The sequence below is a fragment of the Aeromicrobium camelliae genome, from assembly GCF_003850045.1.
GTDB lineage: Bacteria > Actinomycetota > Actinomycetes > Propionibacteriales > Nocardioidaceae > Aeromicrobium > Aeromicrobium camelliae.
The window spans coordinates 157,623-177,406 of sequence record NZ_RQJX01000002.1 but is presented as its reverse complement, the minus strand read 5'-3'; the positions used below and the strand labels follow the sequence as shown (position 1 = coordinate 177,406).

Here is a 19,784-nt window from a genome sequence, read left to right as displayed (position 1 = left end):
GTATGTCATCGGCTATGTGACATCGCAAGTGTCACGATATGGGGGCGACCGCGTGCGCTTCGCGGCCCTTGGGTCCTTCCACGACATCGAGATCGACCACTTGGCCGTCGTCGAGCGTCTTGAAGCCGTCGATGGCGATCTTCGACCAGTGGACGAAGACGTCGTCGTGGCCCTCGATCTCGATGAAGCCGTACCCCTTCTCGGGGTTGAACCACTTGACGGTGCCTCGCATCATGTGTTCCCACCTGTTCTGCGTCAGGGCCCCGTCCGGACCCTTCATGTTCAGCGTAACGTCGCCTCCCAGTCAGGTGTAGAGCCGTTTCACATCGCTGACACCAGCCTGGCGAGAAGGCCGCGTACCGGCGAGCGCACCCTAGCTGGTCGAGTAGCGGCGAGGAACGAGCCGCGCATCGAGACCAGTCAACGCCACATGGCCTCGATACGGCCTCCGCAGAGCTCCGGCCTACTCGACCACCGATGAACCGCTCAGCAGCCTCCGGCCACGGCGGGGCTCCACCCCGCCCGAACTCGCGCGAGCTCAGCAGCCTCCGGCCACGGCGGGGATGATGGAGATCTGGGTGCCGTCGGGGGTCGTGGTGTCGAGACCGTCGGCGAAGCGGACGTCCTCCTCGGCGACGTAGATGTTGACGAACCGGCGCAGCTTGCCGTCCTCATCGACGACGCGGGCCTTGATCCCCGGATACGTCGCGTCGAGCGAGTCGACGACCTCAGCGAGGGTCGCCCCCTCGGCGGTCACCTGCGACTCGTCGCCGGTGTAGGTACGCAGGATCGTGGGGATGCGGACGGACACGGACATGCAGAACTCCTCGAAGTCGGTGGGGATGCGGATCAGGCGATGCCGGCCGCGGTGAAGGCGTCGTACGTGGGGGCGATCGTGGCGCGAGGCCCGACCGATCCGGAGACCGCGTCGAGCGTCTTGAGGCCGTGACCGGTGTTGATGATGACGGTCTCGGCGTCCGGGTCGAGCTGACCGGTCTCGACGAGCTTCTTCAGGACGGCCACCGTCGTACCGCCGGCGGTCTCGGTGAAGATGCCCTCGTTGCGGGCCAGCAGCACGATCGCCGCGCGGATCTCATCGTCGCTCACCTGCTCCACCCCGCCGCCGGTCTGGCGGGCGATGTCGAGCACGTAGATGCCGTCGGCCGGGTTGCCGATGGCGAGCGACTTGGCGATCGTGTCGGGCTTGACCGGCCGGATGGCGTCGACCCCGGCCTTGAACGCCGAGGCGACCGGCGAGCAGCCGTCCGCCTGGGCGCCGAAGACCTTGTACGGCTTGTCCTCGACGAGACCGAGCGCGATGAGCTCCTGGAAGGCCTTGTGCACCTTGGTCAGCTGCGAGCCGGAGGCCACCGGGATGACGATCTGGTCAGGAAGGCGCCAGCCGAGCTGCTCGGCGATCTCGTAGCCGAGCGTCTTGGAGCCCTCGGCGTAGAACGGGCGCACGTTGACGTTGACGAACGCCCAGCCCGGGTCCTCGCCGGCGATCTCGCTCGCGAGCTTGTTGACGTCGTCGTAGGTCCCGTCGACTGCGACGAGGCTCTCGGTGAACACCGCCGAGTTCACCTGCTTGGGGGTCTCGAGGTTGCTCGGGATGAAGACCACGGTCGGGATACCGGCGCGCGCCCCCGCCGCGGCGACGGCGTTGGCGAGGTTGCCGGTCGACGGGCAGGCGAAGACACGGCTGCCGAGCTCGCGAGCCGCGCTCAGCGCGCACGCGACGACGCGGTCCTTGAAGGAGTTGGTGGGGTTGGTGCTGTCGTCCTTGACCCAGAGCTTGGTGAGACCGAGTTCGGCGGCGAGGTTGCACGCGTCGAGCAGCCGGGTGAATCCGGGCTCGAGGTTGGGGCTCGTCTCGATGTCGTCCGGCACCGGCAGCAGCGCCTTGTAGCGCCAGATGTTGCGCGGGCCGGCCTCGATCTGCTCGCGGGTGACCTGGCCGAAGTCGTAAGCGACCTCGAGTGGTCCGAAGCACTCGCTGCAGGCGTAGTGGGGGCCGAGTTCGCGCGTCGCGCCGCACTCGCGACAGGACAGGTGGGTGGCGTTGCCGAAGGCACCGGCGCGAAGGGTGGACGCAGAATCGAGCGTGAGGCTCACGAAGCTCTCCTTCATCTCTCCCTGGTCGACTTTCGACCGGGACGGAATTAGCACCTGGCCGCCGATCGGCTGGTTGCTGGGGCTTCGTCGGGCCGTTCCCTCTGCCCCTCGTGATGAGTTGGCTTCAGCGTAGTGAGCGGCCTCGCGACCGGCGAACGCGAATCTCACAATCCAAGATGCGCGTCCACATTTTGGTCATCGCTACGGGGCATACGCCCCTCAAAGGCCGGAATCGCGGCCGAACGGCAGGAAGAAGGCGGCAGTCAGGAGAGGGCGTCGGCGAGCTCGGTGAGCCAGGCGGCGATGTCGTCGGGGCCGTCGAGCACGAGGTCGGACCGCGGCACCAGAGCCTGCTGCTCCGCGGAGGCCGAACAGACGAGGTAGCCCCAGTGCCCGCTCGCGCGCAGGGAGTCGACCGTGTCGAACGCAGGAAGATCGCCGAGGTCGTCTCCCGCGAACACGATCTGACGCGCCTTGGTCTGCTCGACCAGCTCGGCCAGCGCATCACCTTTGTCGGTCCCGGGAGCGCGCAGCTCGATGACTTGCCGCCCGGGCTCGATCGCAAGGTCGAGCTCGGCTGCCAGAGCCTTCAGGGGCGCGGCGAGCTCATCGAGCAGCCCCGGGGCCACGCCCCGGGTGTGCAGCGCGAGCGCGAGCCCTTTGTTCTCGACCCGGACCGCCTCAGCGTCGTGTTCGGCGAGCCACTGCGGCAGCCGTCGCTCGAGTTCGGCGACGGACTCCGGCTGCGGCGGACGGCTGATCACGCCCGTGGACGCATCCCACCGCTCGGCCCCGTACTGACCGCAGATGACCAGGTGATCCAGACCGCCGCTCGCCTCGAACCGACCGAGCCGCCGCACCTGGTCCAGGGGGCGGCCCGTGATGATGGCGATCTGCCCCAGTCGAGCTCCGAGACGACGCAGTGCCGCCAAGGAATCGGGATGGATGAACGCGCGCTGAGGATCCTCCACGATGGGGGCCAGCGTCCCGTCGAAATCGAGACCGAGCAGGGTTCCTTCGGGGTCGGCCAGGACCGGATCGGGAAGGCGGGCGGTCATGGGGTCGAGTATGCCCGTCCGCGGTCAGCGGCCCGACGCCAGGACCACGGTCAGCCGGTTGCTCGGCATGTCGGGAAGGTTGGGCATGAGGCGACCGATCCCGAGGTCGGCGGCGAGCAGTCGGGCCTGCTCGTATCCACCGGCGGGGTAGTAGATGGTGTCGGCCGGGTAGCTGCCCCGGGCGTTGCCCGAGCCGACGACGTTCCAGCCGGCATTACTCACGGTGCCGGTCGTGCGGGCGGCCAGCCCGGTGATGCGAGTGCCGTTCAGCACCATGACGCCCAGCGTCTTGGCCACCGGGGCCGGCTCGGGCTCCGGTTCGGGTTCCGGCTCAGGCTCCGGTTCGGGTTCCGGCTCGGGTTCGGGTTCGGCTTCCGGTTCCGCAGGCGGCTCCGGCTCGGTCGCCTCGCTCGGAGCCGGTGAGGCCAACGTGGGCGGCGAGACGTCGGGAGTGTCGGCGTCACCGCGCTGCAGCGCGAGGGCGATGAGCACCCCGGCCGCGACTGCGAAGGCGGTCAGCCCCGCCAGGACGGCAGTGCGTCGCCCCGTCTCCCGCCGGTGCGACGGCGCGGGGGGTTCCTCGATGGTCACGGATCAGACGTCGAAGCCGAGCCGGCGCGCCGAGCGCTGACGCTGACGCTGCGCCCGCAGCCGGCGCAGGCGCTTGACGAGCAACGGGTCGAAAGCGAGCGCCTCTTCGGTGTCGATGAGCGCGTTGAGCAACTGGTAGTACCGCGTGGCGGACATGTCGAACTTCTCACGGATGGCCTGCTCCTTGGCTCCCGCGTACTGCCACCAGTACCGTTCCAGGGCGAGCATCTCGCGATCGCGGTCGGAGAGGGAGCTGGCCGATTCCGGCGCCTGCGACTTCTCCACTGCACTCATGGCGACAATCCTACGGCATGAATCACATCGCTGTCATTCACGACGGCGAGCCGTCGGCGGCTTCGTGTCCTAGGGTGAAGACATGCCGAGCGAGCGGACCGATTTCGTCGTCATCGCGAACCGTTTGCCCGTCGATCGCGTCACCTCGCCCACCGGCGAGGTGCAGTGGCGGACCTCCCCCGGAGGCCTCGTCACCGCACTCGAACCCGTCATGCGACGCCACGACGGTGCCTGGATCGGATGGCACGGCGCAGCCGATGAGGAACTTCAGCCTTTCGAGCACGCGGGCATGCACCTCGTGCCGATCCCCCTGAGCGAGCAGGAGGTGCAGGAGTACTACGAGGGGTTCTCGAACGCGACCCTCTGGCCCCTGTACCACGACGTCATCGCGCCCCCGGAGTTCCACCGCGAGTGGTGGGACTCCTACGTCGCCGTCAACCAGCGCTTCGCCAACCGCGCTGCCGAGATCTCGAACGAGGGCGCGACCGTCTGGGTGCAGGACTACCAGCTGCAACTGGTCCCGCAGATGCTTCGCGAGCTGCGTCCCGACCTGCGGATCGGCTTCTTCCTGCACATCCCGTTCCCGCCCACCGAGCTGTACCAGCAGTTGCCGTGGCGCCGCGAGATCCTCGAGGGTCTGCTGGGCGCCGACCTCGTCGGGTTCCAGGCACCCGGTGCCGCGCAGAACTTCGTGCGACTCGTCCGCCAGCGCGTGGGTCACAAGACCCACCGGGACACGGTCTACCTTCCCGACGGCCGCACCGTGCTCGCGAAGGCCTACCCGATCTCCATCGACGCCGAGGGATTCGAGTCGCTCTCCCGCACGCCTGAGGTGCAGGCGCGGGCCGCGCAGATCCGCGAGAGTCTGGGGAATCCCCGCACGGTGCTGATGGGCATCGACCGACTCGACTACACCAAGGGGCTGCCGCAGCGGCTGCGCGCGTTCGGTGAGCTCATCGCCGACGGCAGCGTCCAGCTCGACGACGCCGCGTTCATCCAGGTCGCCACGCCTTCGCGCGAGCGCGTCGAGCAATACCGCATCCTGCGCGACGACATCAACCGGCTCGTCGGTCGAATCAACGGCGATGTCGGCCGCATCGGCCAGCAGCCGATCCAGTACCTGCACGCCTCGTATCCGCGTGAGGAGATGGCCGCGCTCTACCGCGCCGCCGACGTCATGGTCGTCACGCCGCTGCGCGACGGCATGAATCTGGTGGCGAAGGAGTACATCGCCACCCGCTGGGACAACGAAGGCGCGCTGGTATTGAGCGAGTTCGCCGGCGCGGCCGCCGAGCTCAAGCAGGCCTACCTCGTCAACCCGCACGACATCAACGGCCTCAAGCAGAAGATGCTCGAGGCGATCAACGCCAGCCCACGCGAGATGGGCCGGCGCATGAAAGCCCTGCGCAAGCAGGTCATGGAGAACGACATCGACCGCTGGGCGAACGACTTCCTCACCGAGCTCAACGAACAGCGCGACCCGCACGGGAAGACCACCCGGCCGGTGGCGTGAGTGGCACCGGCCGGGTCGGTCGTCACACGGTCGCCGGCGCCTCGACCGCCTGACCGCTCGGCGAGAGCCGGCGCAGCACGTCGGCCAGCGTGATGACCCCCGTCACCCGCTCGCCGTCGTCGACGACGGCGAGGTGGTTGCGCGACTCACGCATCGTCGTCAACGCCTCGTGCAACGGAGTCTGAGAGGTCAGCGTGAACACCTCGCGGCTCGCCGGGGCGATCGGCTCGTCCGGGTCGCGCAGCAACGTCTCGCGCACGTGCACCACGTGCGTGGGCCGCTCCCGCGGACCGACGAGGATGCGCAGATGCCCGGACTCGCGTGCCGCCCGTTGCACATCCGCGACGGTGCCGTCGGACGGGACGGCCGTGATCTCCTTGCCCGGCACCAGCAGATCAGCGACGGTGAGATCCTGCAGGTTGATCGTCTGCGCGATCTGCGCCGAGAACGCCGCGTCCAGGGCTCCGACGTTGGCCGAGTGCTGGACGAGCTGGAGCAGGTCGTCCGGGCTCTGGCTCGACGACGTCTGATCCACCGGCTCGACGCCCACGGCCCGGACAAGCCGGTTGGCCGCTTGGTTCAGCGCCCGCAGCAGCGGCCGGACGAGCCACATGAAGGCCCGCATCGGGATCGCGAGCAGGGTCGCCGACCGTTCCGGGTGCGCGATCGCCCACGACTTGGGCGCCATCTCTCCCACGACCAGGTGCAGGAAGGTCACGATGACCAGCGCCAGGACGAACGCCAGCGTGTCAGCGATCCAGTACGGCATCCCCCAGCCGTCGAGCACCGGGGTGATGGCGTGGTGCACCGCTGGTTTCGTGATGGCACCGAGGGCGAGCGCGCACATCGTGATACCCAGCTGCGAGCCGGCCAGCAGGAGCGTGAGCTCGTGCGAAGACCGCAGCGCGGCGCGGGCGGAGCGGCTCTCGGTCGCGGCGTCCTCGAGTCGGTGCGGCTTGGCGGCGATGAGAGCGAACTCGATCGCGACGAAGAACGCACTCAACGCGATGATGACGACGGTGGCGGTGGTGACCACCCACGGGTTCTCGCTCATCGGCCCTCCTCCTCGTTCGCACGCGCAGGTTCGGCCAGCTCCACGCGAACCGTCGAGGCCACGTGGTCACGCAACTCCAGCACCGTCACGGTCAGGTACTCCGGCTCGGGCTCCTCGCCGAGCGCGAGAGCACCCGGGTCCGGCGGCAGCTCGACGCGCACCTGGTCGCCCTCTTCGGGCAACCGGCCCAGGTTGGCGATGACGAGGCCGGAGAGCGTCTCGTAGTCGCCGTTGGGGAGGTCGCGCTCCAGGAGACGTTCGACCTCGTCCATGTGCGCCTCGGCGGAGACCCGCCACACGCCGGGCCCCTCGGGCTCGGCGACGGGGAACACCTCGTCGTACTCGTCGGCGATCTCCCCGACGAACTCCTCCGACAGATCCTCGGGCGTGAGTACGCCGGAGAAGCTCCCGTGCTCGTCGACGACGCACGCCAACTGCTCGCGCGTGTCGTTGAACGCGGCCAGCGCGTTGGGCAGCGGCATGAGCTCGGGGATGACGAGCGCCGGCCGCATGATGGAGGTGACGGGCGCGTCGACGTCGTCGAGCTCGAGGACGTCGACGAGGTGCGCAACGCCGACGATGCGCCCCTCCTCCATGACCGGGTATCGCGAGTGCCCCGACGCCATGCGTTCACGCAGGGCACCGATGGTCTCGTCGGACTCGATCGCGACGACGCGCGACCGCGGCACCATGGCGTGCTCGACGTCCTGGCGCGGGAAGTCCAGGATGCGGTCGACCATCATCGACAGTTCCGGCGACAAGTCCCCCGACTCGCGCGACTCGGCCACGATGTGCTCGAGGTCGCGCGCGGTCGCAGAGCTCTCCACGTCGTGCACGGGCTCGATCTTGAGCATGCGCAGCAGCAGATTGGAGGCGTGGTCGAACACGCTGATGAGCCAGCCGAAGACCTTGAGGTAGATCAACGTCGACCGCGACAGCGCCCGCGCGACGGGTTCTGGCGTCGCGATGGCGAGGTTCTTGGGGAAGAGCTCCCCGAACAGCATCTGGATGATCGTCGAGAGCAGCAGCGCGAGCACCGTGCCGAGGCCCACGCCGACGGCGGTGGAGACACCCACGCCGCCGAGCAGGTCGCCGACCGACTCGCCGATCAGCGGTTCGGCCACGTAGCCGACCAGCAGCGCGGTGACGGTGATGCCGAGCTGGGCGCCCGACAGCATGAAGGAGGTTCGGCCGGTGACCTTGAGGGTGCGCTCGGCCACGGCGTCGCCGGCGGCGGCGCGAGCTTTCAGTCGGGACCGGTCAACGGCCATGTAGGCGAATTCCTGGGCCACGAAGTAGGCGGTCGCCGCGGTGATCACCAGCACGACCACCAGGCCCAGCAACAGATAGACGACACTCATCGGCGCTCACCCCCTGGCGCCTCGGTACTACAACTCGGAGGGTCGTCGGAACGCGGAGCGGTGCTCGGCATCGTGTCCTCACTCGAAGGGGGCGGGTACCTCGGTGATCGGTCACCAAGGGTCGCCGCGCCTCGGACGCGGCGACGACCCTAGTGTGCCGAAGGTGCGCAAGTTCACGCCACTGCAGGTCTCAGCGCGAGCTTCCGCCCGCGTAACGTGCGGGGCATGCCGCACGACGACTACTACGCCGCGCCCACCCTCGCCGGTGATCTCGTCCGCCTCGTCCCGCTCGGCCAGGAGCACGCGTCCGACCTGTTCGAGGCGGCGGACGAGGAGGTGTTCCGGCACCTCAGCCGGCCGGTTCCGACCTCGCTGGAGGAGATGCGGTCCTTCGTCGCGTGGTACCTCGACGCTCCCGCCATCGTGCCCTGGGCGCAGGTCGACGTCGCCAGCGGCAAGGCGGTCGGCATGACGACGTTCTACGATATCGACCCGTCTGTGCTGACCGTGGCGATCGGACACACGTGGCTGGGACGCAGCCACTGGCGCCAGGGGCACAACACGGAGGCGAAGCTCCTCCTCCTGCGACGCGCCTTCGAGGAGCTCGAGTGCGTCCGCGTGGTGTGGCACACCGACATCCGCAACGAGCGTTCGCAGGCGGCGATCTCGCGGCTGGGCGCGCTGCGTGAGGGCGTCCTTCGCAAGCACAAACAGCGGCCGGACGGGACCTGGCGCGACACGGTCGTGTTCTCGATGGTCGACGACGAGTGGCCCGCGGCGCGGAGCCGGCTCGAGGAAGCGCTGGCGCTACCCCGGTAACGAGTCAGGCGTTGACGACGCGGGCCCGGCGCAGAATCGGGTTGGCCAGCAACGCCAACAGGAACGCCCCTCCGGCCGCGCACATCGTGACGACGAACGCCGGCTGGTGGCCGCCGGCATCGGCGGCGCGGCCCGCGACTGCGGCGCCCGTCGCATAGCCGAGCCCGGTCGCAGCAGCGAGGAAGGTCATCGCCGTCCCGACGCCCGACAGCGGCACGAGGATCCCGGCCAGAGCGAAGTTGCTGATCATGTAGGGCGCGACCGCGAAGCCCAGCACGACGATGACGGCCACGAGCGCGGCGAGCGAATCGACCCAGAACAGCGGGAGCGCGAGCGCGAACAGCGCCGCGGCCGCGACGAGCATGCGTGTCGAGTACAGGATGCGCTCGGGCAGCGCCGTGATCGCCAGTCCGGCGATGACGCTGCCGATGCCGAGGCAGGCGTGGATGAGGCCGGCGAGACCCGCCTGCCCGGCCGCCGTCGCGAGCACGGTGGTGCCGGTCTGGATGCTGCCGAACAGGGTGCCGACGCAGAACTGGGCGCTGATGAGCACGACGAAGGCGACCGACCAGAACCGGTGATTCTCCGCTGCGTGGGCTGCAGCTCGCTTCACCAGACGAGCGGTCGGGTGCACCGCGAACCAGGTGCCGAAGACGGCCAGCACGAGACCGGCCGTCACGACAGCTCCAGCCGGGTCGACGAGCACGCCGAGCACGCCGATAAGGGCGGGACCGAGGACGAAGGACGCTTCATCGGCCGCTCCCTCGTACGAGAACGCCGCGTCGACGAGTCGGCGCCGGCGCACCGGATCGGCCTCACTGCGCTCCGTGATCGGGCGCCAGCGGACTCGGGCGAGCGGCCCGACCTGCGGAAGCATCAGCCCGGTGACGGCCGCGACCGCGACGATGAGTGAACGTGACGCCTCGGGCGTGGTCACGACGACCAGCGAGACGAGTCCGACCGCACCGAGGATCGACTGGACCAAGACCACCGGGCGCTGTCCGATGCGGTCGGCCAGCAGTCCCGCGATCGGCGCACCGACGGCATTGGCGATGGCGAGCGCCCCCGCGGCGGCGCCTCCCCAGGCGTAACGGCCGCTGGCTTCACTGACCATCACGAGGGTGCCGAGCTGGCTCATGGCAAGCGGAATACGCCCGAGGAAGGCTACGAGGACGTAGGCGGGCCCGACAGTGCGCAACAAGGCGCGGTACGACGCGACGGCAGACAAAGCAGCCCGAGTCTAACGGCATCGCCGGGCCGCATCGGCGGTCGGGACGCTCTAGAGTCGTCGGGTGCGTCTCCTGCCCGCCCGCGTCGCCACCAGCGGGATCTTCGGACTCAACGGGTTCGTGCTCGGGATGTGGGTCGTGCACATCCCGGTGATCAAGGACCGGACGGGGGTCGAGGACCACCAGCTCGGGCTGCTTCTCCTCGTGCTCGGCGTGGCCGCGTGGATCGGGATGCAGGCCGCGGGACCGCTCGTGGACCGGTTCGGCAGCCGAGCCGTGGTCGTGACGGCGATGGTCGCGATGGGCTTGGCGCTTCCACTGCCGGGGCTCGCGCAGGACCAACTCGGCCTGGCGGCGGCGGTCATCGTGCTCGGCGCGACGAACGGCTTCGTCGACGTGGCCCAGAACGCGCACGCCGTTCAGGTCGAGCAGCACTGGGGACACCCGATCATGTCGTCGTTCCACGCGTTCTTCTCCGCCGGAGGCCTCGTCGCGTCGTTGAGCGGTGGAGCCCTGCTCGCTCTGAAGGTCGGCGCACCCGTGGCGCTCGCCGGCGGCGGCATCGTCACGATCGCGACGGCCCTGGCCCTGCGGCCACTGCTGCTGCCGCCCGAGCCCCACCATGACGCCCCCACGCGCTGCGTCCGGAGGGCCGGCCGCCATGGACCGGCCGGGTGGTGCTGATCGGCGGGCTCGCCTTCGTGCTGATGTTGTCCGAGGGCGTCGCCTTCGACTGGAGCACCGTGCACCTGCGCGATCATCTCGGCTCCAGCGAGTCGACGGCCGCGCTCGCGTTCGGGGCGTTCTCGGTCGCGATGACGGTGGTGCGCCTCGTCGCCGACCTCCTCGTCCGCGCCTGGGGACCGGGTCCGTTCGTCCGGCGGGCCGCCGCCCTCGGAGCGATCGGCTTCGCGATCACCGTCGCCGCGCCCAGTCCCGTGATCGGCCTGCTCGGCTGGACGGTCGTGGGCATCGGCCTCGCGGGCTGCGCTCCCCAGTTCTACTCGGCCGCCGGCAACGTTGATCGGCGCTACAGCGGCGTGTATCTCGCTCGCGCTGTGGGAATGGGGTACGTGGGCCTGCTCGCCGGGCCCTCGGTGATCGGCGCGATCTCCTCGACGGCAGGGCTGGACCGCGCCCTTATCGTGCCGCTCGCGGGCTGCCTCGTGGCCGCGGCACTCGCGCCGCAGGCACTGCGGCACGATAGTGCCCGATGACCGCACGCCGACCCCTCGACGAACTCCTGGCCTCCGACTGGGCCGAAGCACTCGCCCCGGTGGCCGACCGCATCGCCGCGATGGGGGACTTCCTGCGCGCAGAGATCGCCGCGGGCCACGGCTACCTCCCGGCGGGCGACGCGATCTTGCGGGCGTTCGCCGAGCCGATGGCCGACGTGAAGGTCCTCATCACCGGCCAGGACCCGTATCCGACTCCCGGCCACCCGATGGGACTGTCGTTCTCCGTCATGCCGGACGTCCGCCCGCTGCCGCGGAGCCTCGTCAACATCTACCGCGAACTGCACGACGATCTGGGCATCGCGCCCGCCGAGTCCGGTGACCTCACCCCGTGGGCGCAGCAGGGTGTGCTGCTGCTCAACCGCGTGCTGACGGTACGTCCGGGGACGCCGGCGAGCCATCGGGGCAAGGGCTGGGAGGCCGTCACCGAACAAGCCATCCGCGCCCTCGTCGCCCGGCAGCGACCGCTCGTCGCCATCCTGTGGGGCCGGGACGCACAGAACCTCGCCCCGCTCCTCGGCGACACACCGAGGATCACCTCCGCCCACCCCAGTCCCCTGTCGGCGTCGCGAGGCTTCTTCGGCTCTCGCCCGTTCAGCCGCGCCAACGAACTCCTGCGACAGCAGGGCGCGGAACCAGTGAACTGGGATCTGGGCCGTTAGGCTCACTAGCGTGAGCGAGACGAGCATCCGCGACCGCGGCAGAGTCATCGACGAGGGCTTCGGGCACCTTCAACGCTGGGGGCTGCGCGTCGTGATCATCGCGGCGGCCCTCTACATCCTGGGCTGGGTCATCGGCCGCACCTGGATGGTCTGGTTCCCGGTGTCCCTCGCGATCCTCGTGGCCACCGTCCTCGAACCGCCGACCCGCACCCTGCGCAGGATCGGTTTCCCGAGCGCGCTCGCCGCCGCCGTCACGCTCCTCGGCTTCGTCGGCGGGGTGTTCTTCGTCTTCTCGCTGCTCATCCCGCAGGTCGTCGACGAGGCGCCGCGGATCGTCAACAGTGCGGCCAGCGGACTCAGCGAGATCCAGCGGTGGCTCACCGAGGGACCGTTCTCCGTCACCGAAGGCCAGATCACCGACGCCATCGACGCGGTCCAGAACTGGTTGCAGGACTCCGCGCTGGACATCGGCACCGGCGTCTTCAACACGATCGGCACCGTCACCAGCGTCCTGGTCAATCTGGTCGTGACACTGATTCTGACGTTCTTCTTCCTCAAGGACGGGCACCGCTTCCTGCCGTTCGTCCGCCGGGTCGGCGGCCGTCGCGCCGGCGGCCACCTGGCCGAGATGCTCACCCGCTCGTGGAACACCCTCGGCGGCTTCATCCGGACGCAGGGCCTCGTGTCGGCCATCGACGCGTTCTTCATCGGTCTGGGCCTGGTCATCGTGGGCGTCCCGCTCGCCATCCCGCTGGCGATCCTCACGTTCTTCGGCGGGTTCATTCCGATCGTCGGTGCGTTCGCGACCGGCGCACTCGCGGTGCTCGTGACGCTCGTGACGAACGACTTCCAGGACGCGATCATCGTCGTGCTGATCATCGTCGCCGTCCAGCAACTCGAGGGCAACGTGCTCTCGCCGTGGCTGCAGGGCAAGAGCATGAAGCTCCACGCCGGCATCGTGCTGCTCTCGGTGACGGCCGGAGGATCCATGTTCGGCATCACCGGCGCGTTCCTCGCGGTGCCGGTCGCGGCGGTCGTCGTGGAGATCCTGCGCTACCTCAACGAGCAGATCGACCAGCAGGTCTCCCCCGAGGCGCCGCCGGAGGACCGTCGCGGGTCGGTCGACCCGGACGAGGAGGACCCTCCGGCCGAGCTGGAGCCCGCCGACGAGACGGCGCCCGACAGTCGGCCGTCCTCCCCCTGATCGCGACGGTCAGTCGAACACCACGGTCTTCACGCCGTTGAGGAGCACGCGGTGCTCGGCGTGCGCCCGCAGAGCGTGGGCGAGGGCCCGGGCCTCGAGGTCCTGGCCGAGGTGGGCGAGCTCCGCCGCCGACGACCGGTGGTCGACTCGCCGGAAGTCCTGCTCGATGATCGGTCCCTCGTCGAGTTCGGCCGTCACGTAGTGGGCCGTCGCGCCGATCACCTTGACGCCCCGGCGGTGCGCCTGCTCGTAGGGACGCGCGCCCTTGAAGCTCGGTAGCAGCGAATGGTGGATGTTGATCGCGCGGCCGTGGACCGCACGGCACATCTCGTCGGACAGGATCTGCATGTACCGCGCGAGCACGAGCGCCTCGGCACCCGTCTCCTCCATGAGAGCGAGCACCTGCTGCTCTGCCTCCCGCTTGGTCTCCGGAGTGACGGGGAGATGGTGGAAGTCGATGCCGTGCCAGCGCACCTCGTCCTGCCACGTCGTGTGATTGGAGACGACGGCGACGATCTCGACCGGCAACTGGCCCGTGCGGTAGCGGAAGAGCAGGTGGTTGAGCACGTGACCCTGCTTGCTGACCATCACCACGACCTTCATCGGGGCCGTCGTGTCGTGCAGGTCCCACGTCATGTCGAAGTCCGCGACCGCGGCACCGAGTCGCTCCCGCATGTCGTCCAGGGAGCGCGGCTCGGCCGACAGGAAACGCACCCGCATGAAGAACTGGCGCGTGTCCGGGTCCGCGTACTGCTGCGACTCCACGATCGTGCAGTCGTTCTCCGCGAGCGTCGAGGAGATGGCCGCGACGATGCCGACGCGGTCCGGGCAGGACAGCGTCACGATGAAGTCGCTCGAGGTATCACATGGCATTGAGACCGGTCAACTCCCGTCCGATGATGAGCTTTTGAATCTGACTCGTGCCCTCGTACAAGGTGAGCACGCGGGCGTCACGCAGGTACTTGCCGAGGGGGTACTCGTCGATGAAACCGTAGCCCCCGAGCACCTGGAGGCAGCGGTTGGTCACCGCGACCGCGGTCTCGCTCGCCGCGAGCTTGGCCATCGAGACGTGCAGCGAGAGCGCTTTGAGCCCCGCCCCCTGGTCGATCCCCCAGGCCGCGCGCCGGGTCAACAGGCGCGCCGCGTCGATCTCGACGGCGGAGTCGGCCAGCAGCTCCTGCACGAGTTGCTTGCCGGCGATCGGCGTCCCGAACTGCGTGCGCTCCGTCGCGTAGTCGAGGGCGAAGTCGAGCGCCGCCTGGGCGACCCCGACGCTGCTGGCCGCCACGGAGATGCGGCCCTTGGTCAACGCGGCGAGGGCGATCGGCAGTCCGCGGCCGACCTCCCCGAGCCGCGCCCCGTCCGGCACTCTCACGTCCTCCAGCGAGAGCGATGCGGTCGCCTGCCCTCGCAGCCCGAGCTTGCCGTGGATCGTGTGCGCGGTGAACCCGGCCGTGTCGGTCGGCACGAGGAACGCGGTGATGCCCCGGCCGCCCTCGTCGCTCGTCCGCGCGAACACCAGGGCGACCTTGGCCCACGTGCCGTTGGTGATGAACATCTTCTCGCCGCTCAACACCCAGTCGTCGCCGTCGCGCCGCGCCCGCGTCCGCAGCGATCCCGGATCGGAGCCGGAGTCCGGTTCCGTGAGACCGAAACACCCCAGCGCGGTGCCGGAAGTGATCTGCGGCAGCCACTCCTGCTTCTGCTCGGGCGTGCCGAAGGCGGCGATGCTCTTACCGACGAGGCCGAGACTGACCGACACGATGCCGCGCACCGAGTTGTCGCCACGGCCGAGTTCCTCCATCACGGCGGCGTACGCCTGGAAGCTCGACGGGGTGCCGCCGTACTCCTCGTCGATGCCGAGCCCGAGGATCCCGAGCTCACCCATCCGCGGCACGATCGCGGTGTCGACCGTCTCCGCACGATCCCAGTCGCGGATGTGCGGCACGATCTCCCGGTCGACGAACGTCCGCGCCACCTGGGCGATCTGCTCGTCGGTCTCGTCGAGGGCGAAGTCCATGTCGGCAGGGTATCGCCGCGGGTCAGCCCCAGAACTGCTGCACGACGTCCCAGCCGATCTTGACGATGAACGCGCCGACCACCACGACGAAGACGATCCGGATGAACACCGCGCCCTTCGCCACAGCCGTCCGCGCACCCAGGTAGCCGCCGAGGACATTGAAGGTCGCGAGGACGAGACCGGCCTTCCACATCACCGCGCCTTGCGGGATGAAGACGATGAGCGACGCCAGGTTGGTCGCGAAGTTCGCCATCTTGGCCTTGGCGCTGGCGTCGAGGAAGCCATAGCCCAGCCAGCCGACGAGGGCGAAGACCAGGAACGATCCCGTCCCTGGACCGAGGGCCCCGTCGTAGAAACCGATGGCGACGCCGGTCAGCATCGCCGCCCCGTAGTGGCGACGGCCGCTGAATCGCAGGAGGCTCGAACGACCCAGCTCCGGCTTGAGCAGCGTGTAGGCGCCGACCAGGACGAGCACCACGAGGGTGACCGGATTGAACGCGTCACGCGGGATGAACGAGGCGACGAACGCTCCGCCCAGCGATCCGGCGAAGGCGGCGAGCGCGAGCGGCAGGGCCGTGCGCAGATCGGGCCGGACCCGGCGCAGGTAGGTCAGGCTGGACACCGACGTCCCGGCGATGGAACCGGCCTTGTTCGTCGCGAGCAGCTGCACGGGGGCAGCGTGCGGGAACGCGATCATCAGTGCCGGAAGCTGGATGAGCCCTCCGCCTCCGACGACCGCGTCGGTCCAGCCGGCGAGGAACGCCGCCGCAGCGATGAAGGCGAGCACCGCGAGCGTCGGATCATCCACGAGGACCCACCCTAGGACCGGGGTTCACGGGGTGCGGGTGCGGGCGGACCAGCGTCCGCCGATGCGCTCGATCCGCACCGGGTGATCGAAGGTGGCGCTGACGTTCTCGTCGGTCAGCACCTCCTCGACCGGCCCGGCCGCCACGAGTCGTCCGGCCCGCACGAGCGCGGCGTGGGTCGTTCGGGTGGGCAGTTCCTCGAAGTGGTGGGTGACCATGATGGTCGTGACGCCCGTTTCCGGCAGCCGGTCGATCGTCGCGATCATCCGCTCGCGGGCAGCCAGATCCAGACCCGTGCTCGGCTCGTCGAGGATCAGCAGCTCAGGATCGGTCATCAGCGCGCGAGCGATGAGCGTACGACCCCGCTCGCCCTGCGACATCGTCAGCCACCGCTGAGTCGGGTCCTCACCGACGCCGAGCTGACTCATCAGGTCCTCGGCACGCTTGCGCTCGTCATCGGTGGGTTCCCACCGGGGAACTCGCTCGATCGTGGACGTGACGCCGGTCAGCACGATGTCGAGGACGGGAAGGTTCGAGCGCAGGGGATGCCGGGAGTCGACCACGGCGATCGAGCGCCGCAGCTCGCGCAGGTCCACGCGGCCCATCTGGGCATCGAGGATGCGAGCGGTGCCTCTGCTGGGGAAGGTCGTGGCCGAGCAGATCGACAACAGGGTGGACTTGCCGGCACCGTTCGGACCGAGCAGCGCCCACTGCTCGCCGCGGCCGACGGTGAGGTCGATGCCGTGGAGAATCTCCCGGCCGGCGCGCACGAACGTCACGCCCGCGAGTCGTACGGCGTTCACGGCGTCACTGTACGCAGCGTGCGCTTCGTCCACCCAACGGACCCGGTGTCCGTAAGATGAGACGGACGCGCGTACCATCGCTGCATCCCCTCCAGAACCTTCTCGGGAGTACCGCTATGTCGTCGACATCTCAGACCGGCCAGAGCGCCGCGACCCCAGCCAACCCTCGCCACCGGGTCATCCTGGCGAGCCTGGTCGGCACCACCATCGAGTTCTACGACTTCTACGTCTATGCGACGGCGGCCGTACTCGTCTTCCCTCATCTGTTCTTCCCGGCCGGCAATGAGACCGTCGCCCTCCTGTCGTCGTTCGCCGTCTTCGGCGCGGCGATGGTGGCCCGTCCCGCAGGTGCCGTGTTCTTCGGCCACCTGGGCGACAAGAAGGGGCGCAAGACCACCCTCGTGGCCGCGCTGCTGACGATGGGTATCGCCACGTTCCTCATCGGCGTCCTGCCGACGTACGCGATGGTGGGCTGGTTCGCCCCCTTCCTGCTGGTCCTGATGCGCCTCGCACAAGGTTTCGCGCTCGGCGGCGAGTGGAGCGGTGCCGCCCTCGTGGCGACGGAGAACGCCCCCGCCGGCAAGCGCGCCTTTTACGGCACCTTCCCGCAGCTCGGCGCTCCGCTCGGCTTCATCCTCGCCAATGGCCTGTTCCTGCTCATCGCCTTCGCCATGCCCTCCGACGACCCGTCGATGCCGTCCGACACGTTCCTGTCGTGGGGCTGGCGCATCCCGTTCCTGTTCAGCGCGATCATGGTCGTGGTCGGCCTGTGGGTGCGGCTGCGGCTCGTCGAGAGCCCGGCGTTCGCCAAGACCGTCGAGAAGGGCACGGTTCAGCGCCTGCCGCTGGCCTCGGTGGCGAAGAGCCACTGGCGCGAGCTCGTCCTCGGCACGTTCTTCATGCTCGCCACGTACGTGCTCTTCTACCTCATGACGACGTTCTCGCTCAGCTACGGACGCGCCCCTGAGGACGCCGAACTCTCCGGCCTCGGGTACTCGTACAACACCTTCGTGCTGATGATGATCGGCGGCGTGGTGTTCTTCGGCATCTTCACGATGGTCTCCGGCCCCCTCGCCGACCGCTTCGGCCGCCGGCTCACGCTGCTGGTGGTGACCGCCGCGATCATGGTCTTCGGCCTGCTCTGGGTGCCGATGCTCGACAACGGTCTCGTGATGCTGTGGCTCATCGTCGGCTTCACGCTCATGGGCTTGACGTTCGGGCCGATGGGCGCCCTGCTGCCCGAGCTGTTCCCGACCAATGTCCGCTACACCGGCTCGGGCGTCAGCTACAACGTCAGCTCGATCCTGGGCGCTGCCGTCGCGCCGTTCATCGCGGTCTGGCTGTGGACGGTCGGTGACGGCAGCCCGTTCCTCGTCGGCGTGTACCTCACGGTGATGGCGGCGCTGACCTTCATCGCGCTGCTGATCGGCAAGGAGACCCGAGAGGTCGACATCGAACACTGATCACGGCAGTACCAGCCGGATCAGCACCGCGGCGAGCTCGTCGCGCGCGACAGGCTCGCCGCGCATGTGTTCCTCGGTGAACAGCGACTGCGCCGCGCCGACGGAGAACAGCACCCGATAGACCGCAGCGGCCCGGGTTGGCGTCAGTCCCACCCGATCAACCAGCAGCTGCTCGGCATGCGACGCGAGCAGGTGGAGGCAGCGGGCATTGCGCCTCGCGAACGCGTCCGCGGACTGCCCCTCGACGAAGAACGCCCGGAGCACCGGCCGGTAGGACGCGAACAGACGCAAGGCGCCAGCGACCGCGTGTTCGGCGGCCGGGCGGGGCTCGAGGGGAGCCGCCTCGTCCATCACGGCGACGGCCTCGTTCTCGAGCGCGGTGAGCAGCGAGTCCTGGACGGCGAGCAACAAGCCCTGCCGATCGCCGAAGCGGTGATACAGCGATCCGTTCGAGGTCCCGGCGCGACGGGCGACGGCCGCGACCGTCACCGAGCCCAGCCCGCCTTCGGCCAGCAGCGCGCGCGTCGCCTCGATCATGCGACGTGTGGAGGCCTCACCACGCTGCTGCACCACGGTCCGCATACGAACCACCCTTGCACATCTAGAGTGATCACTCTAGTTTGGCTCCATGAGACGCGACCACTGGCGCCGCTATACGGACCGGCTCGACCCGGAGACCGAATACCGGGAGATCTACGCCAAGGTCGTCCAGCACGAATTCCCCTGGGACATGCTGATGGCGCTCAGCTTCGCGCTGTTTCGCACCTACGCCGTCCCCGGCATCGGTCGCCTCCTGGACGAGACCGGCGCGTTCACGCGCGACACGCAGAAGCGCTACGACGACACGACGCTCCTGCTCGCGGTGCCCGGCGAGAAGGGGTTCGAGCACCCCGAGGCACGCGCCGCGATCCGCCGGATCAACCAGATGCACCGCAGCTATGACATCCCCGATCACGAGATGCGTTATGTGCTCAGCACCTTCGTCGTCGTCCCGGTGCGCTGGATCGCGCGCTACGGCAAACGGCCGCTGACCGACAACGAAGTGCGCGCCACGGTGCGCTACTACCAGGTGCTCGGCCGCCACATGGGCATCAGTGAGATTCCGGAGACCTACGAGGAGTTCGCCTGCCTCATGGACGACTACGAGGCCGAGCACTTCGGCTTCGACCCGGGCGCGCGTCGGGTCGCCGACGCGACGCTCGGTCTCATGTTGACCTTCTATCCCTGGGTGCCCGATCGGCTCATGCACGCCTTCGCGCGCTCCCTCATGGACGCACCGCTGCTGCGCGCCTTCGGGTACGACCGACCGCTGCTCCCGATCCGCGTGTTCGGTCCCCTCGGGTTGCGGCTGCGCGGCGTGCTGCTGCGGTTCGCCCCCGCTCGGGTCCGCCCCCAACAGCCCGAGGACATCCGCTGGATCCGCAGCTACCCCGACGGCTACGCGGTGGAGAACCTCGGCACATTCCCCACCGGCTGTCCCGTAGGCCCCAGATCTGCGCGCGAAACGTCGACCGGCCCAGGGCCGGATTGACGAACGGCGCGCACATCCGGGTTCTC

Annotated in this window: 22 protein-coding genes and 1 riboswitch; of the genes, 8 read left to right on the top strand and 14 right to left on the bottom strand. The window is 69.1% G+C overall.

The features are described 5' to 3' along the window. Window positions 1-31 precede the first annotated feature (31 nt). From EHW97_RS02550 to EHW97_RS02520, 6 genes are all read right to left on the bottom strand, one after another. A complete protein-coding gene (locus EHW97_RS02550) occupies window positions 32-235 on the bottom strand; it encodes a cold shock domain-containing protein (protein WP_124235670.1) in 204 nt (67 codons plus the stop codon). Window positions 236-538: 303 nt separating this feature from the next. Then, window positions 539-817 (bottom strand): ubiquitin-like small modifier protein 1, encoded by a 279-nt coding sequence (locus tag EHW97_RS02545; RefSeq protein ID WP_124235593.1) that lies wholly within the window; start codon window positions 815-817, stop codon window positions 539-541. Window positions 818-849: 32 nt separating this feature from the next. Further along, window positions 850-2,115: a threonine synthase gene (thrC, locus tag EHW97_RS02540; RefSeq protein WP_243696267.1), complete on the bottom strand. Its 1,266-nt coding sequence runs from the start codon at window positions 2,113-2,115 to the stop codon at window positions 850-852. Window positions 2,116-2,123: 8 nt separating this feature from the next. Continuing rightward, a riboswitch (SAM riboswitch) is annotated at window positions 2,124-2,235 on the bottom strand. Between the two features lie 143 nt (window positions 2,236-2,378). Next, on the bottom strand, window positions 2,379-3,173 hold the full coding sequence (otsB, locus tag EHW97_RS02535) for a trehalose-phosphatase (RefSeq protein ID WP_124235591.1): 795 nt from the start codon (window positions 3,171-3,173) through the stop codon (window positions 2,379-2,381). A gap of 24 nt (window positions 3,174-3,197) precedes the next feature. Beyond that, entirely contained in the window at window positions 3,198-3,764 is a 567-nt protein-coding gene (locus tag EHW97_RS15470) for a LytR C-terminal domain-containing protein (RefSeq protein ID WP_208001831.1), read from the bottom strand. Between the two features lie 3 nt (window positions 3,765-3,767). Next, complete coding sequence (locus EHW97_RS02520; protein WP_124235589.1) at window positions 3,768-4,058, bottom strand: DUF3263 domain-containing protein; 291 nt, start codon at window positions 4,056-4,058, stop codon at window positions 3,768-3,770. 82 nt (window positions 4,059-4,140) lie between these two features. On the opposite strand from EHW97_RS02520, the gene EHW97_RS02515 reads away from it, so the two are divergent. After that, window positions 4,141-5,571 carry an alpha,alpha-trehalose-phosphate synthase (UDP-forming) gene (locus EHW97_RS02515; protein ID WP_124235588.1) on the top strand — a complete coding sequence of 477 codons (1,431 nt, stop codon included), beginning with the start codon at window positions 4,141-4,143 and terminating at the stop codon, window positions 5,569-5,571. Window positions 5,572-5,593: 22 nt separating this feature from the next. Here the strand turns inward: EHW97_RS02515 and EHW97_RS02510 are convergent, their stop codons facing one another. Further along, a complete protein-coding gene (locus EHW97_RS02510; protein WP_124235587.1) occupies window positions 5,594-6,625 on the bottom strand; it encodes a hemolysin family protein in 1,032 nt (343 codons plus the stop codon). Then, window positions 6,622-7,986: a hemolysin family protein gene (locus tag EHW97_RS02505; RefSeq protein WP_124235586.1), complete on the bottom strand. Its 1,365-nt coding sequence runs from the start codon at window positions 7,984-7,986 to the stop codon at window positions 6,622-6,624. Before EHW97_RS02505 ends, EHW97_RS02510 begins: the two co-directional genes overlap by 4 nt. A 225-nt stretch (window positions 7,987-8,211) precedes the next feature. Here EHW97_RS02505 and EHW97_RS02500 point away from each other — a divergent pair, with 225 nt between their 5' ends. Beyond that, the gene (locus tag EHW97_RS02500) at window positions 8,212-8,805 is read left to right on the top strand and encodes a GNAT family N-acetyltransferase (RefSeq protein WP_124235585.1); all 594 of its coding nucleotides are present in this window, start codon (window positions 8,212-8,214) and stop codon (window positions 8,803-8,805) included. Window positions 8,806-8,809: 4 nt separating this feature from the next. On the opposite strand, the gene EHW97_RS02495 is transcribed toward EHW97_RS02500, so the two are convergent. Further along, window positions 8,810-10,033, bottom strand: coding sequence for an MFS transporter (locus EHW97_RS02495; RefSeq protein ID WP_124235584.1), 1,224 nt, complete (start codon window positions 10,031-10,033; stop codon window positions 8,810-8,812). 64 nt (window positions 10,034-10,097) lie between these two features. On the opposite strand from EHW97_RS02495, the gene EHW97_RS15465 reads away from it, so the two are divergent. From EHW97_RS15465 to EHW97_RS02480, 4 genes are read left to right on the top strand one after another with little or no spacing between them, the layout of a single operon-like run. Beyond that, complete coding sequence (locus tag EHW97_RS15465) at window positions 10,098-10,718, top strand: MFS transporter (RefSeq protein ID WP_208001830.1); 621 nt, start codon at window positions 10,098-10,100, stop codon at window positions 10,716-10,718. Then, window positions 10,709-11,251, top strand: coding sequence for an MFS transporter (locus EHW97_RS15460; protein ID WP_208001829.1), 543 nt, complete (start codon window positions 10,709-10,711; stop codon window positions 11,249-11,251). The genes EHW97_RS15465 and EHW97_RS15460 overlap by 10 nt, the downstream gene beginning before the upstream one ends. Then, on the top strand, window positions 11,248-11,931 hold the full coding sequence (locus EHW97_RS02485; protein WP_124235583.1) for a uracil-DNA glycosylase: 684 nt from the start codon (window positions 11,248-11,250) through the stop codon (window positions 11,929-11,931). The genes EHW97_RS15460 and EHW97_RS02485 overlap by 4 nt, the downstream gene beginning before the upstream one ends. 10 nt (window positions 11,932-11,941) lie before the next feature. Further along, entirely contained in the window at window positions 11,942-13,135 is a 1,194-nt protein-coding gene (locus EHW97_RS02480) for an AI-2E family transporter (protein ID WP_208001828.1), read from the top strand. Between the two features lie 9 nt (window positions 13,136-13,144). Here the strand turns inward: EHW97_RS02480 and purU are convergent, their stop codons facing one another. The 4 genes from purU to EHW97_RS02460 are packed head-to-tail and all read right to left on the bottom strand — an operon-like array spanning window position 13,145 to window position 16,764. After that, window positions 13,145-14,008, bottom strand: a complete 864-nt coding sequence (purU, locus tag EHW97_RS02475) for a formyltetrahydrofolate deformylase (RefSeq protein ID WP_124235581.1) — start codon at window positions 14,006-14,008, stop codon at window positions 13,145-13,147. Further along, a complete protein-coding gene (locus EHW97_RS02470) occupies window positions 13,998-15,155 on the bottom strand; it encodes an acyl-CoA dehydrogenase family protein (protein ID WP_124235580.1) in 1,158 nt (385 codons plus the stop codon). The genes purU and EHW97_RS02470 overlap by 11 nt, the downstream gene beginning before the upstream one ends. Before the next feature lie 22 nt (window positions 15,156-15,177). Further along, window positions 15,178-15,963: a TSUP family transporter gene (locus EHW97_RS02465; RefSeq protein ID WP_124235579.1), complete on the bottom strand. Its 786-nt coding sequence runs from the start codon at window positions 15,961-15,963 to the stop codon at window positions 15,178-15,180. Between the two features lie 24 nt (window positions 15,964-15,987). After that, window positions 15,988-16,764 carry an ABC transporter ATP-binding protein gene (locus EHW97_RS02460; protein ID WP_243696265.1) on the bottom strand — a complete coding sequence of 259 codons (777 nt, stop codon included), beginning with the start codon at window positions 16,762-16,764 and terminating at the stop codon, window positions 15,988-15,990. Between the two features lie 116 nt (window positions 16,765-16,880). Between EHW97_RS02460 and EHW97_RS02455 the strand changes: the two genes are divergently transcribed. After that, a complete protein-coding gene (locus tag EHW97_RS02455) occupies window positions 16,881-18,227 on the top strand; it encodes an MFS transporter (RefSeq protein WP_124235577.1) in 1,347 nt (448 codons plus the stop codon). Here EHW97_RS02455 and EHW97_RS02450 read toward each other — a convergent pair whose 3' ends face one another. Beyond that, window positions 18,228-18,764, bottom strand: coding sequence for a TetR/AcrR family transcriptional regulator (locus EHW97_RS02450; protein ID WP_166367357.1), 537 nt, complete (start codon window positions 18,762-18,764; stop codon window positions 18,228-18,230). Window positions 18,765-18,855: 91 nt separating this feature from the next. On the opposite strand from EHW97_RS02450, the gene EHW97_RS02445 reads away from it, so the two are divergent. After that, a complete protein-coding gene (locus EHW97_RS02445; protein WP_124235575.1) occupies window positions 18,856-19,758 on the top strand; it encodes an oxygenase MpaB family protein in 903 nt (300 codons plus the stop codon). The last annotated feature ends 26 nt before the right edge of the window (window positions 19,759-19,784 follow it).